19 protein-coding genes and 1 pseudogene are annotated in these 22,703 nt (G+C 71.0%); 12 read left to right on the top strand and 8 right to left on the bottom strand.

Annotation, left to right across the window (positions count from 1 at the left end):
* From ACGFIV_RS30085 to ACGFIV_RS30070, 4 genes are read right to left on the bottom strand one after another with little or no spacing between them, the layout of a single operon-like run.
* Positions 1-684, bottom strand: a complete 684-nt coding sequence (locus ACGFIV_RS30085; RefSeq protein WP_358558756.1) for an SIS domain-containing protein — start codon at positions 682-684, stop codon at positions 1-3.
* 47 nt (positions 685-731) lie between these two features.
* The gene (locus ACGFIV_RS30080; RefSeq protein WP_358558754.1) at positions 732-2,351 is read right to left on the bottom strand and encodes a sugar ABC transporter ATP-binding protein; all 1,620 of its coding nucleotides are present in this window, start codon (positions 2,349-2,351) and stop codon (positions 732-734) included.
* Positions 2,352-3,353 (bottom strand): substrate-binding domain-containing protein, encoded by a 1,002-nt coding sequence (locus ACGFIV_RS30075; RefSeq protein ID WP_358558752.1) that lies wholly within the window; start codon positions 3,351-3,353, stop codon positions 2,352-2,354.
* Between the two features lie 7 nt (positions 3,354-3,360).
* Positions 3,361-4,410 (bottom strand): ABC transporter permease, encoded by a 1,050-nt coding sequence (locus ACGFIV_RS30070; RefSeq protein WP_358558750.1) that lies wholly within the window; start codon positions 4,408-4,410, stop codon positions 3,361-3,363.
* A gap of 111 nt (positions 4,411-4,521) precedes the next feature.
* On the opposite strand from ACGFIV_RS30070, the gene ACGFIV_RS30065 reads away from it, so the two are divergent.
* From ACGFIV_RS30065 to ACGFIV_RS30050, 4 genes are all read left to right on the top strand, one after another.
* Positions 4,522-5,511 (top strand): sugar-binding domain-containing protein, encoded by a 990-nt coding sequence (locus tag ACGFIV_RS30065; RefSeq protein WP_358558748.1) that lies wholly within the window; start codon positions 4,522-4,524, stop codon positions 5,509-5,511.
* Entirely contained in the window at positions 5,504-6,154 is a 651-nt protein-coding gene (locus ACGFIV_RS30060) for a hypothetical protein (protein ID WP_358558746.1), read from the top strand. Before ACGFIV_RS30065 ends, ACGFIV_RS30060 begins: the two co-directional genes overlap by 8 nt.
* Before the next feature lie 473 nt (positions 6,155-6,627).
* On the top strand, positions 6,628-7,977 hold the full coding sequence (locus ACGFIV_RS30055) for a DUF1996 domain-containing protein (RefSeq protein ID WP_358558744.1): 1,350 nt from the start codon (positions 6,628-6,630) through the stop codon (positions 7,975-7,977).
* A 215-nt stretch (positions 7,978-8,192) separates the two neighbouring features.
* Positions 8,193-9,311, top strand: a complete 1,119-nt coding sequence (locus ACGFIV_RS30050) for an MBL fold metallo-hydrolase (protein ID WP_392838316.1) — start codon at positions 8,193-8,195, stop codon at positions 9,309-9,311.
* Positions 9,312-9,371: 60 nt separating this feature from the next.
* On the opposite strand, the gene ACGFIV_RS30045 is transcribed toward ACGFIV_RS30050, so the two are convergent.
* The 4 genes from ACGFIV_RS30045 to ACGFIV_RS30030 form a co-directional block, all read right to left on the bottom strand.
* Entirely contained in the window at positions 9,372-10,712 is a 1,341-nt protein-coding gene (locus ACGFIV_RS30045) for a M1 family metallopeptidase (protein WP_392838315.1), read from the bottom strand.
* Between the two features lie 71 nt (positions 10,713-10,783).
* Complete coding sequence (locus tag ACGFIV_RS30040) at positions 10,784-12,055, bottom strand: MFS transporter (RefSeq protein WP_392838314.1); 1,272 nt, start codon at positions 12,053-12,055, stop codon at positions 10,784-10,786.
* Positions 12,052-12,627, bottom strand: a complete 576-nt coding sequence (locus ACGFIV_RS30035) for a helix-turn-helix domain-containing protein (protein ID WP_358560849.1) — start codon at positions 12,625-12,627, stop codon at positions 12,052-12,054. The genes ACGFIV_RS30040 and ACGFIV_RS30035 overlap by 4 nt, the downstream gene beginning before the upstream one ends.
* A gap of 48 nt (positions 12,628-12,675) precedes the next feature.
* A complete protein-coding gene (locus ACGFIV_RS30030) occupies positions 12,676-13,293 on the bottom strand; it encodes an XRE family transcriptional regulator (RefSeq protein WP_358560846.1) in 618 nt (205 codons plus the stop codon).
* 222 nt (positions 13,294-13,515) lie between these two features.
* Between ACGFIV_RS30030 and ACGFIV_RS30025 the strand changes: the two genes are divergently transcribed.
* From ACGFIV_RS30025 to ACGFIV_RS29990, 8 genes and pseudogenes are all read left to right on the top strand, one after another.
* Positions 13,516-15,096, top strand: coding sequence for an NCS1 family nucleobase:cation symporter-1 (locus ACGFIV_RS30025; RefSeq protein ID WP_392838313.1), 1,581 nt, complete (start codon positions 13,516-13,518; stop codon positions 15,094-15,096).
* Positions 15,096-15,830, top strand: a complete 735-nt coding sequence (locus ACGFIV_RS30020; RefSeq protein WP_358560840.1) for an aspartate/glutamate racemase family protein — start codon at positions 15,096-15,098, stop codon at positions 15,828-15,830. The genes ACGFIV_RS30025 and ACGFIV_RS30020 overlap by 1 nt, the downstream gene beginning before the upstream one ends.
* 90 nt (positions 15,831-15,920) lie before the next feature.
* Positions 15,921-16,796 (top strand): LysR family transcriptional regulator, encoded by an 876-nt coding sequence (locus ACGFIV_RS30015; protein WP_392838312.1) that lies wholly within the window; start codon positions 15,921-15,923, stop codon positions 16,794-16,796.
* A gap of 600 nt (positions 16,797-17,396) precedes the next feature.
* On the top strand, positions 17,397-19,046 hold the full coding sequence (locus tag ACGFIV_RS30010; RefSeq protein WP_392838311.1) for an ABC transporter substrate-binding protein: 1,650 nt from the start codon (positions 17,397-17,399) through the stop codon (positions 19,044-19,046).
* 5 nt (positions 19,047-19,051) lie between these two features.
* Complete coding sequence (locus ACGFIV_RS30005; RefSeq protein ID WP_392838310.1) at positions 19,052-19,924, top strand: ABC transporter permease; 873 nt, start codon at positions 19,052-19,054, stop codon at positions 19,922-19,924.
* A 61-nt stretch (positions 19,925-19,985) separates the two neighbouring features.
* A complete protein-coding gene (locus ACGFIV_RS30000) occupies positions 19,986-20,903 on the top strand; it encodes an ABC transporter permease (RefSeq protein ID WP_392838309.1) in 918 nt (305 codons plus the stop codon).
* A pseudogene (locus ACGFIV_RS29995) lies at positions 20,900-21,394 on the top strand (ATP-binding cassette domain-containing protein); the annotation flags it as partial. The gene ACGFIV_RS30000 and the pseudogene ACGFIV_RS29995, both read left to right, overlap by 4 nt.
* Before the next feature lie 85 nt (positions 21,395-21,479).
* Positions 21,480-22,700 carry an oligopeptide/dipeptide ABC transporter ATP-binding protein gene (locus ACGFIV_RS29990; RefSeq protein WP_392838308.1) on the top strand — a complete coding sequence of 407 codons (1,221 nt, stop codon included), beginning with the start codon at positions 21,480-21,482 and terminating at the stop codon, positions 22,698-22,700.
* Positions 22,701-22,703: the final 3 nt, after the last annotated feature.

Raw genomic sequence — 22,703 nt, 5'->3', positions numbered from 1 at the left:
TCAGACCGTGCCCCTCGGCGCGCCCCCCGGAACGCCCGCCGCCCCGGCGCCGGCGTCGAAGGTCAGCGCGGGCAGCGGGTCGGGGGCGTCGCCGATCTGCCCCACGGCCCCCGAAGGGTGGCTGTGCAGCACCTGCTCCCATCCGTAACCGCGCAGCCTCATCAGCACGTACGCGAGCGCGTCGCCCCACACGGCGGTGACGAGGGTCGAACCCATGGCGATCACCTCGCCCGGGTCGACACCGGGCGGGCTCTCCAGCTTGACCACCAGATCCGCGCGGTTCCCGAGCTCGGAGTCGGTGACCGCCGTCAGGGCGATAACCCGCGCGCCGCGCTCCCGCACGCGCGTGGTCAGGTCGTTGATCTCCATGGAGCCGCCGCCCCGGGAGATCGCGATCAGGATGTCGCCCGCCGTGACGGCGCCCATCGTGCCGTGCAGCGCGTCGGCGGCCTGGATGAACAGCGCCGGGGTGCCGCAGACGGACAGCAGGTGGGCCATGCGCCGGGCCACCGCCCCCGAGGTCCCGGCCCCGGTGACGAACACCTTGCCCTCGCAGTCGTAGAGCAGGCGGGCGGCCTCCACGAAGCTGTCGTCCAGCTGGTCGGCGACCGACAGCACGCCGCCCGCTTCCCGCCGTACGGCTTCGCGGCCCTCGGACAGCACATCATTCGCGGCGGCGGCCATCACTGTTCTCTGTTGCCTTTCTTGGGGGGCGGGCCCGGGGCGGGGGATCATGCCGCCCCCCACGCGACCTGCCGGAGTTTGACCAGCGAGAGCTCGGAGGCGAGCTGGGTGCCGCCGTCGCAGCGCCCGTGGGAGAACGTCACGACGTCATCGGACACGTCGAGGATCTCCTCCTCCTCGCTGGACACGACCACGACGGTCATGCCCTGCTCGGAGGCGAGGCGGCGGAGCAGGCGATGGATCTCGGCCTTCACGCCGATGTCCACGCCCTTGGTGGGCTCGTCAAGGAGCAGCAGCCGAGGCTCCTGCGCCAGCGCGCGCGCCAGCAGGACCTTCTGCTGGTTGCCGCCGGACAGGCTGACGACAGGGGCGTCCCGGTCGCCGCGCACGTGGAGCCGGTCCATGAACCGGGTGGCGCTCCTGGCCATCGCGCGGCGGTCCAGCACGCCGTACCTGGAGAACGCGTGCAGTACGGGCAGGACGACGTTCGTGCCGGAGTCGAGCCCGGGCACGATCCCGTCGACCTTGCGCTCCTCGGTGAGGTAGACGACGCCGTTCCGCCGCGCGTGGGAGGGGTTGCGCGGCCGGTAGGTGTCGCCGAACAGCTCCAGTCGCCCGGCGTCGATCCTTTCCAGCCCGACCAGGGCGCGCAGGAACTCCGTGCGCCCGGACCCGATCAGGCCGTAGACGCCGAGGACCCGCCCGGGGTAGGCGTCGAGGGAGACGCCGGTGAGGCCGGGCGCCCGCAGGCCGCGCACCCGGAGGCTCGGCCGGGCCCCGTCCGGCGGCGGGGAGACCGTACGCCGCCCCTGGGTCCGCCCCGAAGTCAGGTCGCCCAGCTCGTCCGCCGGGAGCTGGTCGTACTGCCCGGCCTCGGCCAGGTGTACGGCGGCCTCCTCACCGGCGATCGCGCGGATGACGTCCGCGCGGTCGACCTCCTCGACCGGCCCGGCGATCCTGACCTCCCCGTCGACCAGGGCCACGACCGAGTCGGCCACCGCGTACAGCTCGTCGAGCTTGTGGTCGACCAGCAGCACGCCGAGTCCCGACTCCCCGGCCAGGGACCTGATCAGTTCGAGCAGCCGGTCGACCTGCTCGCCCTCCAGGCTCGTCGTCGGCTCGTCCAGGAGCAGGAAGCGGGTGTCGCGCTCGGTGGCGACCGCGATCTCAAGGAGCTGGCGGGTGGCCACCGGGTAGTGGCCCAGCGGACGGTCCACGTCGACGCGCAGGCCGAAGCGGCCGACCAGGTCCCGGGCCGCCCTGCGCATGCCCTCGCCGTCGAGGGTCCCGCCGCGCCGCCGCTCCCGGCCGAGGAACACGTTCTGGGTGATCGTGAGGTTCGGCAGAAGCGAAAGCTCCTGGTAGACGGTGGAGATCCCGGCCTTCAGCGCGACCGCGGGGCCGGTGAGCTGCATCCGGTCCCCGTTCACACTGATCGTCCCCTCGTCCGGCCTGATCGCCCCGGAGAGCGTCCTGAGGAGGGTGGACTTGCCGGCGCCGTTGTGGCCGACCAGCCCGACGACCTCGCCGGGCCGAACGGTGACGGTCACGCCGGAGAGCACGGGGACACCGGCGTACCGCTTGACGATCCCCTGGGCGCGGAGACCCTCCGCCCGTCCGGGAGGCGCCGCCCCGCCCGGCGCGGCCGTCGCCGTCGGCCCGTTCACTCAGCCCACCTCGCCCGGCGCGGGCGTCTGGCCCTTGGTGTAGAGCTTGAGCGGGCGAAGGATCTGGGCCTCGGGCTCGGCGCCGCCCAGCCAGGCGGAGATCTGCTCGATCACGCGCTTGCCGTAGTCCTCGGGCTCCTGGGCCACGCACGCGGGGTACTGGTCGGTCAGCGGCTCGTCGGCCGCGCAGAAGCCGTAGACCTTGACCTTCTTGCCGCCGCTCTGGATGGCCTGGAGCGCTCCATAGGAGGCGGGGCCGGTGCTGGTGAACAGGACGTTCACGTCCGGGTTGCCCTGGAGGAGCTCGGTGGTGGCGGCGAGGCTGTCGTCGGGCTTGACGTTTCCGTCCACCTTGGCCACGACCTTGGCCTTGGCGTCGGCGGCGATGGCGTCCTCGAAGCCCTTGTCCCGTGCGACGACCGGGCCCTCGTCGGGCTCGGTGATGAAGCCGACCTTGAGGTCGGCGTCGGCGCCGAGGTCCTTGAGCACCTGCTCGGCCACCTGCGTGCCGCCCGCGGCGTTGTCGGCGCCGAGGTATTGGACGATGCTCCCGCCCTGCGCCTTGAGCGCGGCGTCGTCGACGGTGACGTTCACGGTGAACACGGGCACGCCCGCGTCGTTGGCCAGCTTCACGATCGCCGCGGCGGGCTCGGACTTCACGGGGTTGAGCGCGAGCGCGCACGGCTTCTTCTGGAGCATCGCCTGGACCTGGGCGAGCTGGGCCGCGTCGTCGTCGTTGGCGATCTGGACCTCGGTCGTGAAACCCGCCGCCTGGCCCGCCGTCTCGAAGCCCTTCTTCATGGCGACGTAGTAGGGGTTGGTCAGGTTGGGGAGCGCGACCGCCACGTACTTGGAGCCGGCGTCGCACGCCGCGGGCCGGGGGATTCCGCCCTCGGACTTGGCGGCGCCGGTCTGGGCGCCCGTGTCGACCCCGGTGCTACAGCCGGCGAGGGTCAGCGCGGCGAGCGCCGCGCCCGCGGCCAGGGAAATACGTCGCTGCATGGGGGAACTACCTCCGGTTTTCGATGGAAACAGCGCCTTCGCCCGGCGAGAGGGATTCGAGCTGCTCATGCGCTGTCGGGCCCGGGGGGCCGGAACGGCTGAACAGCCGGGAGAAGTCCGCGAGTGAGAGCCTGCGGCGGTAGGTGTCGAGGCTGACGCCGAGCAGGATGATGACGCCGATGACGAGCGGCTGCCAGAAGCTGTCGACGCCGATGACGTTCATGCCGTTGGACACGGTCGCGATCAGCACCGCGCCGAGGAAGGCGCCGGGGATGGAGCCGATGCCGCCGAACAGGCTGACGCCGCCGACGACGGCCGCCGCGATGGAGAAGAACAGCTCGTTGCCCGAGCCGGCGGTGGGGTAGCCGACCATGAGCCGGCTGGTGGTGATGAGCCCGCCGAACGCCGCGCACAGGCCGCTGACCGCGTAGACCAGCATGGTGGTGCGCCCGATCCCGATCCCGGCGAGGCGGCTGGTCTCGGTGTTGCCGCCGACGGCGTAGATGTGCACCCCGGTCGCGGTCCTGCGCAGGAAGAAGGTCAGGACGCCGGCGGCGACGATGACCAGCACGACCGGCATGGGGACGCCGAGCAGGGCGCCGCGCCCGACGACGGCGAACATCGGGTCGGCGACCGACACCGACTTCGCGCCCGTCATGATCTGCGGGATGCTCGCCGCGATGCCGAAGGTCGAGAACGTCACGATGAACGGCGGGAGTTTCAGGTAGTGGATCACCGCGCCGTTGAACAGCCCGACAGCGATTCCTGCGACAATGGCCACCAGCGCGGCGATCGGCCACCCGGCCCCCGACTTCATGACGACCGCCGCCAGCATCCCCGTCATGGCGACGTTCGACCCTGTGGACAGGTCGATGCCTCCTGTCAGGAGCACGAAGGTCTGACCCAGGGCGAGGAAGGCGATGACCGCGCCGTTGAGTAGCAGGATCTGCAGGTTGTCGACCGTCCGGAAGTTCCCGGACAGCAGGCTCATGACGAGGGCGACCAGGATCAGGATTCCGAGGATCCCGACCTCGTCCGGCATACGGCGTGATCTCACAACTGCCCCTCCCGAGCTTCGCTCATATGAGCGCCATGGACGCTCGTTTGTGTACTATAGGGTCCGTCAAAGTCCGCTAACAAGGCGCACGTGGTCGCAGTGAGGTAACGAATGAGCAATTCAAGCGCTCATATGAGCGCCCTTGCCAAGGTGACACCCGCCGAACGAAGGCTCATGGCGACCGTCGCGAGACGCTTCTACATCGACGACGTCTCGAAGGTGGAGATCGCCAAGGAGCTCGGGCTCTCGCGATTCAAGATCGCCCGGCTCCTTGAGCAGGCGAAGAGCACCGGTATTGTGACCATCACTCTAAGGGACGCCGGATATGTCGATGACGTGATGTCTGCCCAGCTCAGAGAGCATATGCGGCTCCGTGAGGCGATCGTCGTGGAAACCCTCGGAACCGACGCGCAGGTGCGCAGCCAGGTCGGGTCCGCCGCCGCGACCCTGCTCACCGAGACCCTCCACGCCGGTGACGTCCTCGGCCTGGCATGGGGCAGGACCCTCACCGCGATGACCGAGGGCCTCACCTCGCTGCCGCCCGTCTCGGTCGTGCAGCTCACCGGGGCCGTCGGCTCCGACCTCGCCGAGTCGCCCGTCGAGGTCGTACGCAAGGCCTCGCTCAGCGCGGGCGGCAAGGCGCACGCCATCTTCGCGCCGCTGGTCGTGGAGGACGCGGCGACCGCGGCGGCCCTCCGGCGGCAGACCGACGTCGCCGCCGCCATGCGGCTGTTCGCCCGCGTGACCGTCGCCGTGGTCGCCGTCGGCTCGTGGAACCCGCCGATCTCGCAGCTGCGTGAGGTCATGTCCGATGCCGACCGCGCGGAGCTCGCGACCAGGGGCGTGCAGGCCGAGGTCGCCGGGATCCTCATCGACCGCCACGGACGCCTCGTCGGGGACGACTTCGCCGAGCGGTGCCTGTCCATCAGCGCCCAGGAGCTCAGGCGGGTGCCCCGCGTCGTCGCCGTCGCCGCCGGCGCCGACAAGGCCGAGGCCGTGCTGGCCGTGGCCCGCTCCGGGCTGCTGTCCTCCCTGGTGACCGACCGTGCCCTCGCCGAAGTCGTGCTGCGCCGGCCGTTCGACCACCCCGCCGATGACTGAGCGCGTGCGCGTCGCGGGCTCGCTGTGGTCGGTCCCCGCCCCCGCGCAGGCAGGTGAGGCGCACCGGCTCCGTGACGCCGGGCTGGAGGTGCTCCACTGGGACACCACCGACGGCGTCTTCGCCCGCGAGGGCGGGTTCACGGTCGAGACGGCCGCCGCGATGACCTCGCAGACCGGGATGCGTGCCGAGGCCCACCTCATGGTCACCGACCCGCTCGCCCGCCTCGACGCGTGGACCGGCTTCTGCGAGCTTGTCGTCGTCCATGCCGAGGCCGACGGGTGGCGGGCGGCGCTCGACCGCATCGAACGACGCGGGTCCCGGCCGGCGCTGGCCCTGTCGCCGGGCACCCCTGCGACGTTCGTGCCCTCGGCTGAGCTGGCCGTTCTCACCATGTCGGTCGTCCCGGGGCAGGCCGGCTCGACGTTCGAGGAGTCGGCCCTCGCCACCGTGCGGACACTGCGGCAGGCCGCCTCGGGAGCCCCCCGGCTGCTCGGGCTCGACGGCGGCGTGACCCGCGAGATCGGCCGCCGCGCCGCGGCGGGAGGCGCCGACTGGCTGGTCAGCGGCACCGACCTGTTCGGCTCGTCCACGCCCCGAGCCTGGCTGTCGGACGTACGAGCCGCCCAGGCGCCCCCTGCCTGACGCCTCGCTGGTGGATCTGAACTCCTCAGGGCACCGAGGACGACGTCATCGTGCGTGAGCTGACGCACGGCTGCCCGGCGAGCCGGACCGATACTCGGCCGCCGCGTGCCACATCCGGGGCACCGCCGTAAGCTGGGAGAGCGCTCTCCATCTTGAGAGTGCCTGGCGGGGTCGGCGATGTCAAGGCTCTTTCCTCGCCGGCTCGGAAAGTGCTGCTCGGATGCCGGAAGGTTCTCACAGGCCGGGCATAACGGCTGGAAGGCGCCCCCTCTGAGGAATCGGGTCCGGATTCGGTCCGCTCCGCCCGCCGAGTGATCGCGGGGGAGCCCGTTTCGGCGGTGTGAACAGGACGTTTCAGATTGGTGGAGCCGCGCGTCTTGACAACCATTGACATGGACGGCCAATCTCGTTGGAGAGCGCTCTCCCACCTGTCGTTCCCAACGGCAGTACACCCCCCATCAGAAGGAGAGGCCGTGCATCCGTCTCGAAGTCCAGGCCGGTTCCGCCTGGGACTGGTCACCGCCACGCTGATCGCGCTCGTCGCGGTCGGCCTGGCGATCGTCGCCCCCGCCATGGCCGCGGACAACCTGCTGTCGCAGGGCAGGCCCGCGACGGCGTCCTCCGTCGAGGCAGGAGGCACCCCTGCCGGAGCCGCCGTCGACGGCCTCAGCACCACCCGCTGGGCCAGCGCGTACAGCGACCCGCAATGGCTTCAGGTCGACCTCGGCGCCACGGCGACGGTCTCCCAGGTCGTGCTGAACTGGGAGGGCGCGTACGGCAAGGCGTTCAAGATCCAGACCTCCGCCAACGGCACGACGTGGACCGACATCTACTCGACCACCACCGGCACCGGCGGCAACCAGACCCTGAACGTCTCCGGCAGCGGCCGCTACGTGCGGATGTACGGCACCGCGCGCGGCACCGGATACGGCTACTCCCTGTGGGAGTTCAAGGTCTACGGCACGGGCGGCAGCGGCTCCACGCCGGTCCCCAGCCCGACGTTCACCGACCTGGTGACGCACCACGAGTTCCAGGCCAACTGCTCGTTCACCCAGAACCGGCCCGACGACCCGATCGTCTTCCCTGGCCTGCCCGGCGCCTCGCACATGCACACCTTCGTCGGCAACACGACGACCAACGCGAACAGCAACCTGGCGTCGCTCCTGGCGGGCGGCACGTCGTGTACCAACCCGCACGACAAGTCGGCCTACTGGTTCCCGAGCTTCTACAACGGCAACACGCTGATCCAGCCGACCGGCCCGCAGGTCATCTACTACAAGTCCGGCATCCTGGAGTACTGGAGGGTGCAGAACTTCCCGCAGGGTCTGCGCTACGTCGCCGGAAGCCCGAGCGCCACGCTGGACCAGTTCCGCACCTCGCCCGGCGCGGTCGAGGGTTTCGAGTGCGGTGACATCTCCAAGGTCTGGGACATCCCCACGTCCTGCCCGGCCGGCAGCCAGGTGAACGTCCGCTACCAGGCGCCGAGCTGCTGGAACGGGGTCGACCTCGACAGCGCCGACCACAAGAGCCACATGGCGTACCCCGTCAACGGCTACTGCCCGGCCACCCACCCGGTGCCGGTGCCGATGCTCGAGTTCAAGATCGCCTTCCCCGCGAGCGGTGACCTGTCGCAGGCGCGGCTGGCCAGCGGCCGGGGCTACTCGTGGCACTACGACTTCTTCAACGCGTGGGACAACATGGCCATCCTCAACGCCCTGGTCACCCACTGCATCAACGGTGGACTCCAGTGTGACCCGCGCGGTTACGACCTCTACCACCCGAACCGCGGCGCCGCTCTCACGCCGAACTTCGAGCTTCCCTGACCACTTCTCCTGTTCGGCCCCGGCCTGGCGTGGCCGGGGCCGAACCCATGCCCTGAGCCGTACTCCGGTCCCGGCCACGTCCGCGCCGCCGGCCGGCGAGCGCTTCGCGGAGAACCGGCGATGCTCTCCCGGTGAAGAGAAATACGCGGAACGGGAACATCGGCGGCATCGCGAACGGTTCGGCAGGATAGAAGCCGATCTGGGGGTGTGCGCGGATGGCAGGAAGCCGAACGCTGAAGAGGGTTCTCACCGGAGGCGTCGCCGTGGGGGCGGGATGGGCGTTGCACGACATCCCTGCTGAGCTGGGTGCGCGTCCGCTGAGGTCGGGGGAGGAGCGGGCCGCCCGCATGCGGCGGTCGCCCCAGTTCAAGGACGGCGCCTTCCACAACCCCATGCCGGGTGAGACGGGCGTGCCGTCGGGACCTCCTCCCGACTTCGCCCGGGAACTGCTCACCGGGCGCGACAAGCGCCGTCCGTCCGGCCCTGTGCCGCTGGGCGCGCCGTCGCACGCGGTCCCCTCGCCGGACGGGGTCGGCGTGGTGTGGTTCGGTCACGCGTCGACGCTCGTCGAGATCGAGGGACGGCGTGTGCTGTTCGACCCGGTGTGGAGCAGGCGCGTCTCGCCTTCGCAGCTGGTGGGGCCCAAACGGTTGCACCCGGTCCCGATCGCCCTCGGCGCGCTGCCGGCGGTGGACGCGATCGCGATCTCGCACGACCACTACGACCACCTCGACCTGGCGACGGTGCGTGCGCTCACCCGCATCCAGTCGGCGCCGTTCCTCGTGCCGCTGGGCATCGGCGCGCACCTTTCGAAGTGGGGAGTGCCGAGGGAACGCATCGTCGAGCTCGACTGGGAAGAGGACGCCCAGGTCGCCGGGCTGCGGTTCACCGCGACCGCGGCACGCCACTTCTCGGGGCGCACGCTTTCGCGCAACGAGACGCTGTGGGGCTCCTGGGTGGTCGCGGGCGCCCGCCGCCGGGTCTTCTACGCCGGAGACTCCGGCTACTTCGAGGGCTATGCCCGCATCGGCGCGGACCACGGGCCGTTCGACCTGACGCTGATGCCGATCGGCGCGTACAGCCCGGCCTGGCCCGACATCCACATGGATCCGGAGGAGGCGGTCAACGCCCACATCGACCTCGGCGGCGAGCTGATGCTGCCGGTGCACTGGGCCACGTTCACGCTGTCCCTGCATCCGTGGGCCGAGCCGGTCGACCGGCTGTGGCGTGAGGCGAAGGCGCGCGGCGCGCGCATCGTGATCCCCCGGCCGGGCGAGCACGTCGACGTCGACGCCTCGCCCGCCGTCGACGGCTGGTGGGAGGCCCTTCTCTGAGGCCGATCAGGCTGAGCGTCAGGTGAGTCCGGCCTGGCCGGACTCACCTGACAGCGGCACTCAGCCGTCGATGCGGTGGGTGGTCCAGAACGACGACAGGTCCACCGAGGTCGCGGCCTGGGCGGCGGCCTTGAACTCCGCGGTGGTCGAGACGCCGTACCAGTGGGAGGCGGCGTAGTTCTTGAGAAGGTTCTCCATCGCCGTGGTGCCGATCGCGCGCCGCAGGTCGTGCAGCGCGCACTTGCCGTAGGTGTACACCACGGTTCCGTACCGGCTCGAATGGGCGTCCCAGTAGGCCATCGAGTTGCTGATCTTCTCGGCCGACGACTGCCAGGAGACGCTGTTCCAGCAGCTGGTGCCCGAGATGCCGTTGTAGAGGTCGGTCGCGTAGTCGGTGAACGACTCGTCGAGCCACGGGCTGTTGTACTCGTCGTCTCCGACGATGCCGTACCACCACTGGTGGGCCAGCTCGTGCGCCAGAGCCGTGGAGCTGACGATGTCGAGCACGAAGCCGGGATACTCCATGCCGCCGAACCAGAAGTTGTTGTCCAGCACCACGTCCGCCTCGCCGTACGGGTAGGCCCCGAACCGCCCGGCGTGGGCGACGAGAGCGTTCTTCGCGGTGGTCATCATCGAAGTGGCGTTGGTGGAACTGATCGAGCTCACCCGGTAGACGTTCACCACCACGCCCGTGGTCGTCGTGCTGGTCGTCTTGACGAACGGCCCGGCCGCCCAGGCGAACTCGCGCACCTTCTTGGCGGTGGCCGTCGTGACCGTACGGCCCGACGTCCCCGGCGTGTCGACGGAGGTGCCGGTGGCCGGCACGAGCAGCGAGGTCGGGTGGTCGAGCGTGACCGAGTAGTCGCTGATCAGCCCGTAGAACGACTCGCCGTTGTTCGTGTACGGGTCGAGGTGCCAGCCGCCGCCGTCGCGGACCGCGAGCACAGGCAGCGCGTTGCCGATGAAGTTGTACGACCCGTCGCGGCCGAACCGGTCGGCGCCCGCGGGCACCACGATGCTCAGGTCGAACCCGACCGAGGCGCTCTGGTTCTGGTTGAGCGGCGCGGGCAGCGCGATCTTCAGCGCGGTGCAGCCGACGGACAGCGGGGACGCGGTGCCCCCGGTCACGTTGGTCACGGTGATCGGGGTGGAGGGGCAACTGCCGTGGTAGTTGTCCCACAGCCGGATGTACACCTCGGTCAGGGGGTCCGCGGAGGGGTTGGTGAAGGTGACGCTCTCGTGCCCGGTCCAGGTGCTGCCCGAGGCGTTGCTCGTCAGGGTGACCGTGTAGGAGGGTGACGCCGGCGTGCGGGTCGCGTCCACCGCGAAGGCGGCCGGTGGGACACCCCAGACGACGAAGAGCACGGCTGCCGCCGTAGAAATCAGGACTCGTCGCATCATTAGGACGGTTCTCCCTTCGAGCACCGGGCCCCCGATCTGCCGACGTAATGTAACTTTTTGTCAAATGCCGGTCAACGATCGCTTGTCAGCGGTTCTGGTGTTGAATCGGCCCCGCTCGCGGCGGGCGCCGCCGGGGCGGATCTGACCGAAGGGCTCAAGGTCGCCGCGACCGCCGTGACGAGCATGGCGGCGGAGAGCGCCAGAACGGCGGCGACGGGACCGGCCTCGGCGAGCAGGTAGCCGGCGCCCAGAGAGCCCAGCGGTATCACGCCCCAGCCCACCGTCATGGACGCGCTGCCCACCCGGCCCAGCAGTTCGTTGGGCACCAGCGTCAGCTGGAAGGTTCCTATCACCACGTTCCACATCGGACCGACGAACGCGGTCGCCCCGCCGATGACGCCCAGCAGCCACCAGTTCGGCGCCACCGCGAGCAGGGGCAGCAGCGCCACCCAGACCCAGTTGACGCCGATCACCACGGCCTTGGGCGTGAACAGGTGATGAAGCCACCCGGCCGCGAACGCGCCGAGCAGCCCGCCGCCGCCATAGATGCCCAGCATCAGGCCGATCTCGGCGGCCGAGGCGCCCTGCTCCCGCGCCAGGACGACCAGCACCAGGCTGAGCCCGGCGAAGATCAGGTTGCTCGCGGCGACCAGCACGACGGCGGCGCGTATCAACGCGTGCCGCCACAGCCAGCGCAGACCCTCGGTGGTGTCCCGCCACAGTGACCCGGGGGGCTCCGCCCTCCTGTCCTGCAGGTCGCGCCGGACGAACAGCAGGGCCACCGAGGCGACCAGGTAGGAGATCGCGTCGGCGACGAACGGCAGCGCGTGGCCGATGCCGAACAGCAGACCCCCGAGCGGCGGCCCCGCCAGGGCGGCGCCCCGGCCCTTGGCCTCGTTCTGCGCGATCGCGGCGGGCAGCAGCGGCGCCGGCACGATCTTGGGGAGAGCGGCCTCCTCGGCGACGCCGAAGAACACGAAACAGGTGCCCTGGACGAACACGGCGATCGCCAGATGGGTCATGGTCAGCGCGTCCAGCCAGAAGGCGACCGCGATGCTCGCGATGGCGGCGCACGCGGTCACCTGGGCTGTCAGCATGATGCGGCGGCGGTTCCACCGGTCCACGAGCGTTCCCGCCGGCAGGTGCGCGACCAGGTAGGGCACGCTTCCGGCGGCGCCGACCAGCCCGGCGTCCGCCGGGGAGCCTGTCATGGCGAGCACCAGCAGCGGCGCCGCCGTCGCGCTGATCCGGGAGCCCAGGGTGGACACGATCTGACCGCCCCACAGGGCCATGAAGTCCCTGTTGCGCCAGAGCGACGGCCTGCGATCGGCGGGAGAGGTCATGCAGTTCCCTCCGGGTCGGGGGTGGGGAAGGCATGGAAGATGACGGTGATGTGCCGTGCTCCCGGGGGAGCCTCGTCCGGATCGCGCCGCCAGCGATTGAGCAGGGCGACGTACTCCTCGGTGAATTCGGCCAGTTCCCCGGCGGTCAGCGTGGTGCCGCCCAGAGAGGTCAGGGCGGCCTCGCCGAACGCGCCATAGGCGTCCTGGTCGGCGCGGAAGGCCGCCAGCTCGGCCTCGGCGCGTTGCCGCCATTGGCGGCCGACCTCACGCGCGGCGACCTCCGCCTCGGCGTCCACCCCCCGGCCGGGCAGGCGCAGGTCCTCCGGAACCGAGCGCCAGTACTTGCGCAGGCCGGACGAGCGTGCCGTGTCCTGCTCGATGAAGCCGTATCGCGCGAGCTGCCGCAGGTGGTAGCTGGTGGCGCCGCGGTCCTCGCCGAACTCGGCCGCCAGGATGGCCGAGGTCGCCGCCCCGCGATTCTGGAGCCGCGTGAGCAGCCGCTGCCGCAGCGGATGCGCGAGCGCCTTCAACGCCTCCGCATCCGACAGTTCCCGCCGTCGTATCTCGTTCACGATGAGAAGATATCAATGCAAAGGTTTCTTCTCATAGCCTTCGGCGCGTCAGTGGTGGACGATGAGCCAGGTCGCCACGGCGGTGACGGTCTCCGACCGGTTGCCGATGATGTGGGGGCGGTCGCAGGAGAAGGTGATGGAGTCGCCCTCGGCGAGCGTGACGACCTCCGACTCGAAGTCGATGGTGAGCTCGCCCTGGGTCACGGTGCCCACCTCGTAGCCTTCGTGCCGCAGGAAGTGGCCGTGGGCGTTGGAGATCGAGCTCGGCGGATAGGTCGACTCGAAGAACTCGACGTCGGGCGAGGGCACGGGTGAGAGTCTGCGGAAGGTGACGCCGCCGCTGAGCTCTATGGGTGCGACCTCCCGAGCGCGCCTGATCGCGAACCGGTCGACGGGGGAGGAGGGCGCGGCGTCGGCGGCCCCGGTGTCGAAGACGGCGGCCAGCGGCACGCCGATCGCGGAGACGAAGGCGATGAGCCTGCTGACCGACGGCCGCATCGTGCCGAGCTCGATCTGCGAGACCGCGCTGGCCGAGATGCCGAGCTCGCGCGCGAGCGCACGCAGCGACATCCCCGACTGGAGCCGCAGCTCGCGTAGCCGCCGCCCGAGCCGCTCGTTGGTGACCGCCTCGATCTCCGCGCCCGGTTCCGGGGTCATGGCTGTCATGGCCTCCACACCAATTGTCACAAGGCCTTTACGCCCGCGAAATTAGGGCCCGGATGTCAAGGCATACATTGACGCCATCTGTTAAGTGACCACTTAACACCCGAGGCCGCGCAGCCTAGCGGCATCGCGTTCGCCGGCCCACCGAGCACGTCCCGCCTCTGCCTCGTCATGCCCGCACCCAGGACATCCAGTTCCCGCACAATACCCCCCACGGAAGCTGAAATGACCGAACACAGTGCACCGTCCCAGCCGAAACCACACGACCTCCTCGAAGCGGCCGGCATGCCCGTGGGCGCCGGTCTCATCAAGCCCGGCTACGACCCCCGGCTCGCCAACGAGGACCTGGCGCCGCTCCGCAAGCAGACCTGGTCCTCGTACAACATCTTCGCCTTCTGGATGTCCGACGTGCACAGCGTCGGCGGGTACGTCACCGCGGGCAGCCTGTTCGCCCTCGGGCTGCACAGCTGGCAGGTCCTGTTCGCCCTGCTGGCGGGCATCGTCATCGTGAACGTGTTCTGCGACCTGGTCGCCAAGCCGAGCCAGGTCACCGGCGTGCCCTTCCCGGTCATCAACCGGGCCATCTTCGGGGTGCGCGGTGCCAACATCCCGGCCATCATCCGGGGCCTCATCGCGATCGCCTGGTACGGGGTGCAGACCTACCTCGCCGCGCAGTCGCTCATCATCATCTTCCTGAAGTTCTGTCCATCGACGGCCGCGCTCAACGAGGGCGGCTTCCTCGGCCTGTCCACCCTCGGCTACATCTGCTACGCCATTCTCTGGCTGGCCCAGGCGGCCGTGTTCTGGAAGGGCATGGAGGCGATCCGGCGGTTCATCGACTGGGCCGGGCCGGCCGTGTACGTCGTGATGGTCGTGCTCGCGGTCTACCTGGTCGGCCAGGCGGGCTGGGGGAACATCAGCCTGGACCTCTCCGAGGGCGAGAACCTCGGCTTCGGCGCGTCCATCCCGGTCATGCTCAGCGCGATCGCCCTGGTCGTGTCGTACTTCTCGGGCCCGATGCTCAACTTCGGCGACTTCTCCCGGTACGGGAAATCGTTCGGGGCGGTGAAGAAGGGCAACCTTCTCGGGTTGCCGGTCAACTTCCTGTTCTTCTCGCTGCTCACCGTGATCACCGCCTCGGCGACCGTCCCGGTGTTCGGCGAGCTCATCACCGACCCCATCCACACGGTCGAGCGCATCGGCACCCCGTTCGCCGTGCTGCTGGGCGGGCTCACCTTCGTCATCGCGACCGTGGGCATCAACATCGTCGCCAACTTCATCTCCCCGGCTTTCGACTTCTCCAACGTGAACCCGCAGAAGATCAGCTGGCGCACCGGCGGGATGATCGCCGCCGTCGGGTCGGTGCTGCTCACGCCGTGGAACTGGTACAGCAACCCGGACGCCATCCACTACACGCTCGGAATCCTCGGCGCGCTGATCGGTCCGCTCTTCGGCATCCTGATCTCCGGCTACTACATCGTGAGCCGTCAGCGGGTGTGGGTGGACGACCTGTTCACGCTCGACCCGACGGCCCGTTACTGGTTCAGGAACGGTTACAACCCCAACGCGGTCTGGGCCACCGTGCTCAGCGGCGTGCCCGCGATCGCCTCGGTGCTGGTGCCGAAGATGCTGCTCGACCTCGAACTCACCACGGTCGACGTCACCTGGATCGCCGACTACAGCTGGTTCGTCGGCTGCGGGCTCGGCTTCGCCGCCTTCACCGTCCTCGAACGAATGTCGCCGGCGATCGGCGGCCTCGACCGCGACGCCGAGCTGGTGTCGGACGGCACGGCCCAGGCCGGTTGATGGCCCGCATCCGGGTGATCAACCCCAACACCGCCCGGGCCATGACCGAGAGCATCGGCCGCTGCGCCCGGGCGGTGGCGGCGCCGTCCACGGTCGTCACCGCCGTCAACCCGGCCATGGGTCCTGCGTCGATCGAGAGCCACTACGACGAGGCCCTGGCCGTCCCCGGCCTGCTGGCGGAGGTCGCGGCGGGGGAGAGGGCCGGTACGGACGGCTACGTCATCGCCTGCTTCGGGGACCCGGGCCTGGACGCCGCGCGCGAGCTGGCGTCCGGTCCCGTGGTCGGGATCGCCGAGGCGGCCATGCACGCCGCCACCCTGGTCGGGCGGAGCTTCAGCGTGGTGACGACCCTCGCCAGGACCACCGGGCGCACATGGGACCTCGCCGCCCGGTACGGCTTCGCGGGCGCGTGCCGGGAGGTCCACGCCTGCGACATCCCGGTGCTGGAGCTGGACGACCCGTCCTCGGACGCACGGGAGGTCGTGGCCGACCTGTGCGCGACGGCGGTCGAACGCGACGGGTGCGACTCGATCGTGCTCGGCTGCGCGGGCATGGCGTCCTTCTGCGCGGACGTCTCCCGCCGGGTCGGCGTGCCGGTCATCGACGGGGTGGCCGTGGCGACCAAGCTCGTGGAGTCGCTGGTGTCCCTCGGGCTGCGGACGAGCACCCGCGGCGAGTTCGCCCCGCCCGGCCCCAAGAAGTACACGGGCCTGCTCGGCGAGTTCTCCGTCTGACGGCGTGCGCGACCGCGCCGGTGAAATCTCACGCTCGATGCAACCGACATTTTAGGTAGAAATAGTGGGTTTTTAGAGTAGCATGCAGTCATGGCCGCCCTGTTGGACCTCGTGCAGTTGCGAACGTTCGTGACCATCGCGGATAGCGGGGGCTTCGGGCGGGCGGCGTCCGTGCTGCGGACGAGCCAGCCCACCGTGAGCCAGCATGTCCGCGCGCTGGAGCGTGTGGTGGGCCAGCCCCTGGTCGAGCGCACCGGGCGCGGGACGCGCTTCACCGCCGCCGGGGAGGTCCTGCTGGCGGAGGCGCGGCGGCTCCTCGCCGCGCATGACGAGGCGATGGGCCGGCTCGGCGTCGAACGGGCGGCGACGCTGACCGTCGGCGCGACCGAGCATGCGGCCGACCAGGTGCTGCCCGAGCTCCTCACCGAGCTGCGGTCGGCCTTCCCGGGGCACAACATGGTCTTCCGGCTCGACCGCACCACCGAGCTGGCCGAGGCCACCGTGCGCGGCACGGTCGACATCGCGCTCATCCTCGGCGCCACGGCCACGGTGACCGGCGTGGAGGTGGGGTCGCTCCCGCTGCGCTGGTTCGCCGCGCCCGGCTGGGCGCCGCCCTCCTCGGGCAACCTCCTGCGCCTGGTGGCCTTCCAGGAGCCGTGCAGCCTGCGTCAGCAGGCCCTGCGAGCCCTGGAGGACGCGGGCTGGGCGGTGACGATCACCGCGGAGGCGACCAACCTGGACGGCATCCTCGCGGGAGTCAGGGCCGGGCTCGGGGTGGCCCTGCTCCCGACCACGGGCAGCGCCCCACCTGGGGTGGAGGAGATCATCGAGCTGCCAGGGCAGGGATCGGTCGCCGTGCGCCTCGCGAGCAGGCGAGGGCTCGACCCGAGGATCGTCGAGAGCGCCCGCGCGACGCTCGGCAAGTTCTTCGCCTCCCTGATCCCGGCGCGCACCGTCCTCCTCTGATCTCCTCCTCCTCTGGTCTCCTCTGATCGGTTTCCCCGGCCTCCCGCGCCCGGCCCGTACGGTCGTGCCGCGTCCCGGCGCCGTGCGTGGGCCCGATCGCGGGCCATCCTGACCTGACCGGAGCGCCACCGCGGCCCATCCCATTACCTATTCAAATGATGACTCATCAGGAAATTGAATTGCACGATGATTCCCGGTATATCGACAGGGCAAAGCCGGTATTCTCATTGACGGGTACCGGTGTTTATGGTGTGATCCACCTATGTCACTGAATGAATGGTTCGGGCGATGTACGCCCCCGCCTGTGCGGCGCCCGGGCCTCCCCTCGCGGGTGAACAAGCCCTTCCACCAGTGACGATCCGTGCCGGCCGGTCTTTTCCGCGATGGCTCGGGAAAGGCGGCATATGGCTCGGCGCCGGCCACGACAACGCTGATTCCACGGCCCCGGCCGTTCGGTTTCGCCGCGCCTGAAAGGGTGCGCGATCGTCCCCGCATACCGCCTTTCGCCTGCCCCACCGCGACAGAAACGGCCGCACGATGTCATCCACGGAAAGCCCGGCAACCCGTACCGAACAAACGCCCACGAGGACGCGCCGCCGGTTGCGCTCCAGGCGTCCCGCGCTGTTCGCCGTCCTGGCGGTCGCGGTCCTGGTCGCGATCGTCGCGGTGATCGCGCTGCGCGGCCGTACGGAGCCCGCGGCGACAGGGACCGCCTCGGGCGGGCCGGTGCCCGGCGGCACGCTCCGCTACGCGATCGCGGGCACCCAGGTGTCGCTCGACCCCGCCGTGGCGGCGACCGCGGTCACCGGGCTGATCGACCGGAACATCTTCGACTCGCTCGTCGTGCAGACCGGCGCCGACCGGTTCGGCCCCTGGCTCGCCAAGGAGTGGAAGGTCTCCGCCGACGGCACGACCTACACCTTCACGCTGCGCGAGGGAGTGAGGTTCCACGACGGCACCCCGCTCACCGCCGAAGCCGTCAAGGCGTCGCTCGACCACGTGGTCGACCCCGCGACCAAGTCGGCGTACGCGGCCTCGCTGATCGCTCCCTACCGCAGGTCCACGGTGGTGAGCGACCTGGTCGTGGAGGTGACGCTGGCCCGGCCGTTCACGCTGTTCCTGCAGGCACTCTCGGTTCCGTACCTCGGCATCCAGAGTCCGGCCGCGCTCCGGAAGCCGGTCGCGGAGTACCGTCCGGTCGGCACCGGTCCCTTCTCGTACGTCTCCTGGGAGAAGGACAAACGGGTCACGCTGAAGAAGTACGCGGGCTACACCTCGCCCCCCGCCGGCGCGTCCCACCAGGGAGCCGCCTACCTGGACGGCCTGGACTTCGAGTTCGTGTCCGAGGACGCCACCCGCTACGGGGCGCTGACCAGCGGCCAGGTGCAGGGCATCGCCGGCGTGCCACCTGTCGACGCCGGGGCGCTGAAGTCGCTACCGGGCTTCAGCCTGGGGGTCCGCGAGACGCCGGGCCTCAACTACAACCTGTACCTCAACCAGACGCGGGGGCCGCTCCGCGACCTCGCCGTCCGCCGGGCGCTCTCGGCCTCCGTCAACGTCGAGCAGCTGGTCGAGAACATCTACTTCGGCTACTACAAGGCGGTGAAGAACCCGCTCAGCGCGACCACCGCCGCGTACGACCCGGGCGCCGAGCAGGCCCTCTCCTCCTACGACCCCGCCAAGGCCAGGCGACTGCTGGACGAGGCCGGGTGGAAGCAGACCGGCGAGGACGGCTACCGCGTCAAGGACGGCAAGGAGCTGACGCTGACCTGGCCGTACTGGGCCGAGGGCAACAAGGAGCAGCGCGACGTCCTCGCCGAGGGCATCCAGGCCCAGGCGAAGCTCGTCGGCATCAAGATCGACAGGCCGGCCGTCGACACCGGCGCCTTCGTCAGCGAGTACCTGATCGGAGGGGAGTACGACCTGGTCGACGTGAGCTTCGCCAGGCCCACCCCCGACGTCCTGCGCTTCGCGTTCGCCTCCGGCAACACCTACGCGAAGGCGGGCGGCAACGTCGCCCTGGTCTCCTCGCCCGAGATCGACCACTGGGTGCAGGAGGCCGCCGAGACCGCGGACCCCGCGACGGCGGCCCGCGACTACGCCGCGGTCCAGCGCGAGGTGCTCGACAAGGCGTACGTGCTGCCGCTCTACACGCCGGTGCAGCTGAACGGGTTCTCCGACAGGGTCGGCGGGGTCGCCTTCGACGTGCAGACCTATCCCACGTTCCACAGCGCCTGGCTGAAGGCGTAGCGAGGATGCCACCTCCGGCACGCTGGCTGCTGCGCAGGCTGGCGCAGACCGTGTTCGTCCTGTGGGGCGCGGCGACGCTGGCCTTCGCCGGCATGCGGCTGGTGCCGGGGGACCCCGCCCGCGTGATCGCGGGCGGGGTCCAGGCCACCGCCACACCGGCCGTGCTCGACGCGATCCGCGCCCAGTACGGCCTGGACCGGCCGCTCCTGGTGCAGTACGCCATCTTCGCCGGCAGGCTGCTCCGCGCCGACCTCGGCAGGTCCTACCAGCTCAACGAGGCGGTGGGCAGCGTGATCATGGAACAGCTCGGGGCGACAGCGGCTCTGGCCGCCGGGGCCATGGTCTTCGGGTTCGCGCTGGCGGTGACGCTGGCCGTGCTCACCGCGGGCCGTCCGCGCACCCGCGCGGTGTCCCGGGTCTTCGAGTTCTGCTCGATCTCCACGCCGAACTTCTGGATCGGCACGCTGCTGCTCATCGCGTTCTCCTTCCACCTGCGCTGGTTCCCCGTGCTCGGCGACGGGCTCCCCGCGCTCGTGCTGCCGTGGCTGACGCTGACCCTGTCGATCGCCGGGGTGCTCTCCCAGGTCACCCGCGAGGGCGTCGAGCACGCGCTGGAGCAGCCGTTCGCCCTCACCGCCCGGTCGAGGGGCGCGACGGAGAACCGCGTCCGGCTGCGCCACGCTCTGCGCCACGCGGCCCTGCCGGTTCTGACCCTTTCCGGGAGGGCGCTCGGCGAGCTGCTCGGCGGGGTCGTCGTGGTGGAGACCGTCTTCGCCCGGCAGGGCATCGGCCAGGTGGTCGTGTCGGCGGTCCAGGGGCGCGACTTCCCTGTCGTCACGGGGGGGGGGTCGTGCTCGCGGCGGCGGCCTTCTCGCTGATCAACCTGGGTCTCGACCTGCTCTACCGTGTCGTGGATCCCCGCATGCGGCAGGTCGCCCTGTGACCGCTCCCGCGCCGGTCCCGCCGCCCGCCACATCGGCGGCCTCGGCGCGGGCGGCCGTTCTCGGCCGTACGAGCGCCGCGCCGCCGGTGAGGCGGACGGCGCGCCGCCTGCCCGTGCCGCCCGGCCTGGTCGTCGCCGGGGCGTTCCTCGCGCTGGTCTGCGTGGCCGCCGCCTTCCCCGGCCTGCTCGCGGGCGATCCCAACCAGGTCGACCCGGCCGTCGCGCTGCGCCCGCCCGGGCCGGGCCACCCGTTCGGCACCGACCAGCTGGGGCGCGACGTCCTGGCCCGCGTCGTCCACGGCGCGCGGTCGTCGCTGCTGGTAGGGGTGGGCTCCACCGTGCTGGCCGGGCTCGCCGGTTCTGCGTGGGGGCTGCTGTCCGCGCTGGGCGGCCGGGTCGTCGACGAGGCGGCCATGCGTGTCGCCGACATCCTGCTGTCCTTCCCCAGTATCCTGATGGCCCTGCTCGTCGTCGCCGTGCTCGGGCCCGGCACCGGCAACGTCATGGTGGCGATCACCGTCTCCCTCGCGCCGGGGTTCGCCCGCGTCGTCCGCGTGCGGGCCGTCGTCGTGCGCGACTCCGCCTACGTACGGGCCGCCGTCAACCTCGGGATCGGCAGGTGGCGGATCCTCGCCCGGCACATCGCCCCGAACGTGCTCGCGCCGCTGCTCGTCCTCGCGACCATGAACGTCGGAACGGCCGTCATCGCGGGCGCCTCGCTCAGCTTCCTCGGGCTGGGGCCGCGGCCGCCCGACCCCGAGTGGGGATCGATGCTGGCCCAGGCCCGCGACTACCTCGACGCCGCGTGGACACTCGGGATCTTCCCCGGCGCGGCCATCACGCTGACGGTCATGTCCGTGACGGTGGCCGGTCGGGCAGTGCGCGACCGCTACGAGGGCGGGGAGCGCGGATGAGCGGCCGGCCGCTGGTCGACGTCGCCGCGCTGTCGGTCGACTTCACCACCCGCCACGGGGTCGTCCACGCCGTACGGGACGTGAGCCTCTCGGTGCGGGCGGGGGAGTGCGTCGCGCTGGTGGGCGAGTCGGGCTCCGGCAAGAGCGTCACGGCCCGCACCCTGCTGGGGCTCGCGGGCGAGACGGCCGGCGTGCGCGCGGAGACCCTCGCCTTCGGGGGACGGGACCTGCGCGGGCTGAGCCGGCGGGAGTGGCGGCGGCTGCGCGGGCGTCACATCGGGTACGTCCTGCAGGACGCGCTGAGCTCGCTCGACCCGCTGCGGCGGGTCGGGGACGAGGTGGCCGAGCCCCTTGAGGTACACGGCCTCGTGCCCCGGGACGGCCTTGAGGAACGGGTGCTCGGGCTGCTCGCCGACGTGGGCATCCCGCACCCGGAGGAACGGCTGCTGCAGTACGCGCACGAGCTCTCGGGCGGCCTGCGGCAACGGGCGCTGATCGCCTCGGCCATCGCGGCGCGGCCGTCCCTGCTGATCGCGGACGAGCCGACCACCGCCCTGGACGTGACTCCAGGCCCAGGTGCTCGACCTGCTGCGGGCGATGAAGGACGCGGGCACGGCGGTGCTGCTGATCAGCCACGACCTCGCGGTGGTGGCCCGGATGGCCGATCGTGTCACCATCCTCTACGCGGGTCTGGTGATGGAGGAGGGTCCCGCTTCCCGCCTGCTCTCCGAACCGGCGCACCCGTACACCGCCGGGTTGCTCGCGGCGGTGCCCAGCGTGGACGGGCCGCGCGTGGCTTCCGAGGCGCCGGGGACGGCCGGGCCCGCGCGGGCCGGCTGCCCTTACGCCCCCCACTGCCCGCTCGCCGACGACCGCTGCCGTGAGGAGACGCCGCCCTCGGTGGAACTGGAGCCGGGTCACCGGGCCCGCTGCTGGCACCCCGGCGTACGTCCCGGCCCGGGCCGCGTCCCGGCGGCGGCCTCGCCGCCGCCCGTGGCCGGCGGGCCGGTCCTGGAGGTGCGGGGGGTCACCAAGCGGTTCCGGTCCCTCGACGGCCGCAGGCGTACCGCCGTCGACGACGTGTCTTTCGACCTGCTGGCAGGGGAGGCGCTCGGGCTCGTCGGCGAGTCCGGTTCGGGCAAGAGCACCACCGCCCGCCTCGTCCTCGCCGAGCTCGACCCCGACCCCGACGCCGGATCGGTACGGCTCGCCGGCCAGGCGTGGAGTGGCCTGCGCGAGCGCGAGCGCCGGGACCGGCGGTCACGGATCCAGCTAGTCGACCAGGATCCGCTCGGCTCCTTCGACCCGCGCTTCACCGTCGAACGCGTCGTCGCGGAGGCGATCGGCCCCGGCCACACGGGGCCCCGCGCGCGTGACCGGGTCGTCGAGCTGCTCGCCGACGTCGGCCTGGACGCGGGCTTCCTCGGGCGGCGGCCGAGCCGGCTCTCCGGTGGGCAGCGCCATCGCGTGGCCATCGCGCGCGCGCTCGCCCCCGGGCCCGAGGTCCTCGTCTGCGACGAGCCCGTGTCCGCCCTGGACGTCACCGTCCAGGCCCAGATTCTCGGCCTGCTCGCCCGCCTGCGGCGGGAGGCCGGGGTGTCGCTGCTGTTCATCTCGCACGACCTCGGCGTCATCCGCCAGTTCTGCGACCGGGTCGCGGTGATGAAGGACGGGGCGGTGGTCGAGATCGGAGAGGTCGACACCGTGTTCACGGCCCCACGCCACCCGTACACCTCCGCCCTCCTCGCGGCCGTCCCACGCCTCGGCACGGGCACGGCCGCTCCGCTACCGACCTGAAAG

This window comes from Sphaerisporangium sp. NPDC049003, from assembly GCF_043197795.1.
GTDB lineage: Bacteria > Actinomycetota > Actinomycetes > Streptosporangiales > Streptosporangiaceae > Sphaerisporangium.
The sequence above is the reverse complement of the archived record's forward strand: the minus strand, read 5'-3'. Positions and strand labels throughout refer to the sequence as shown.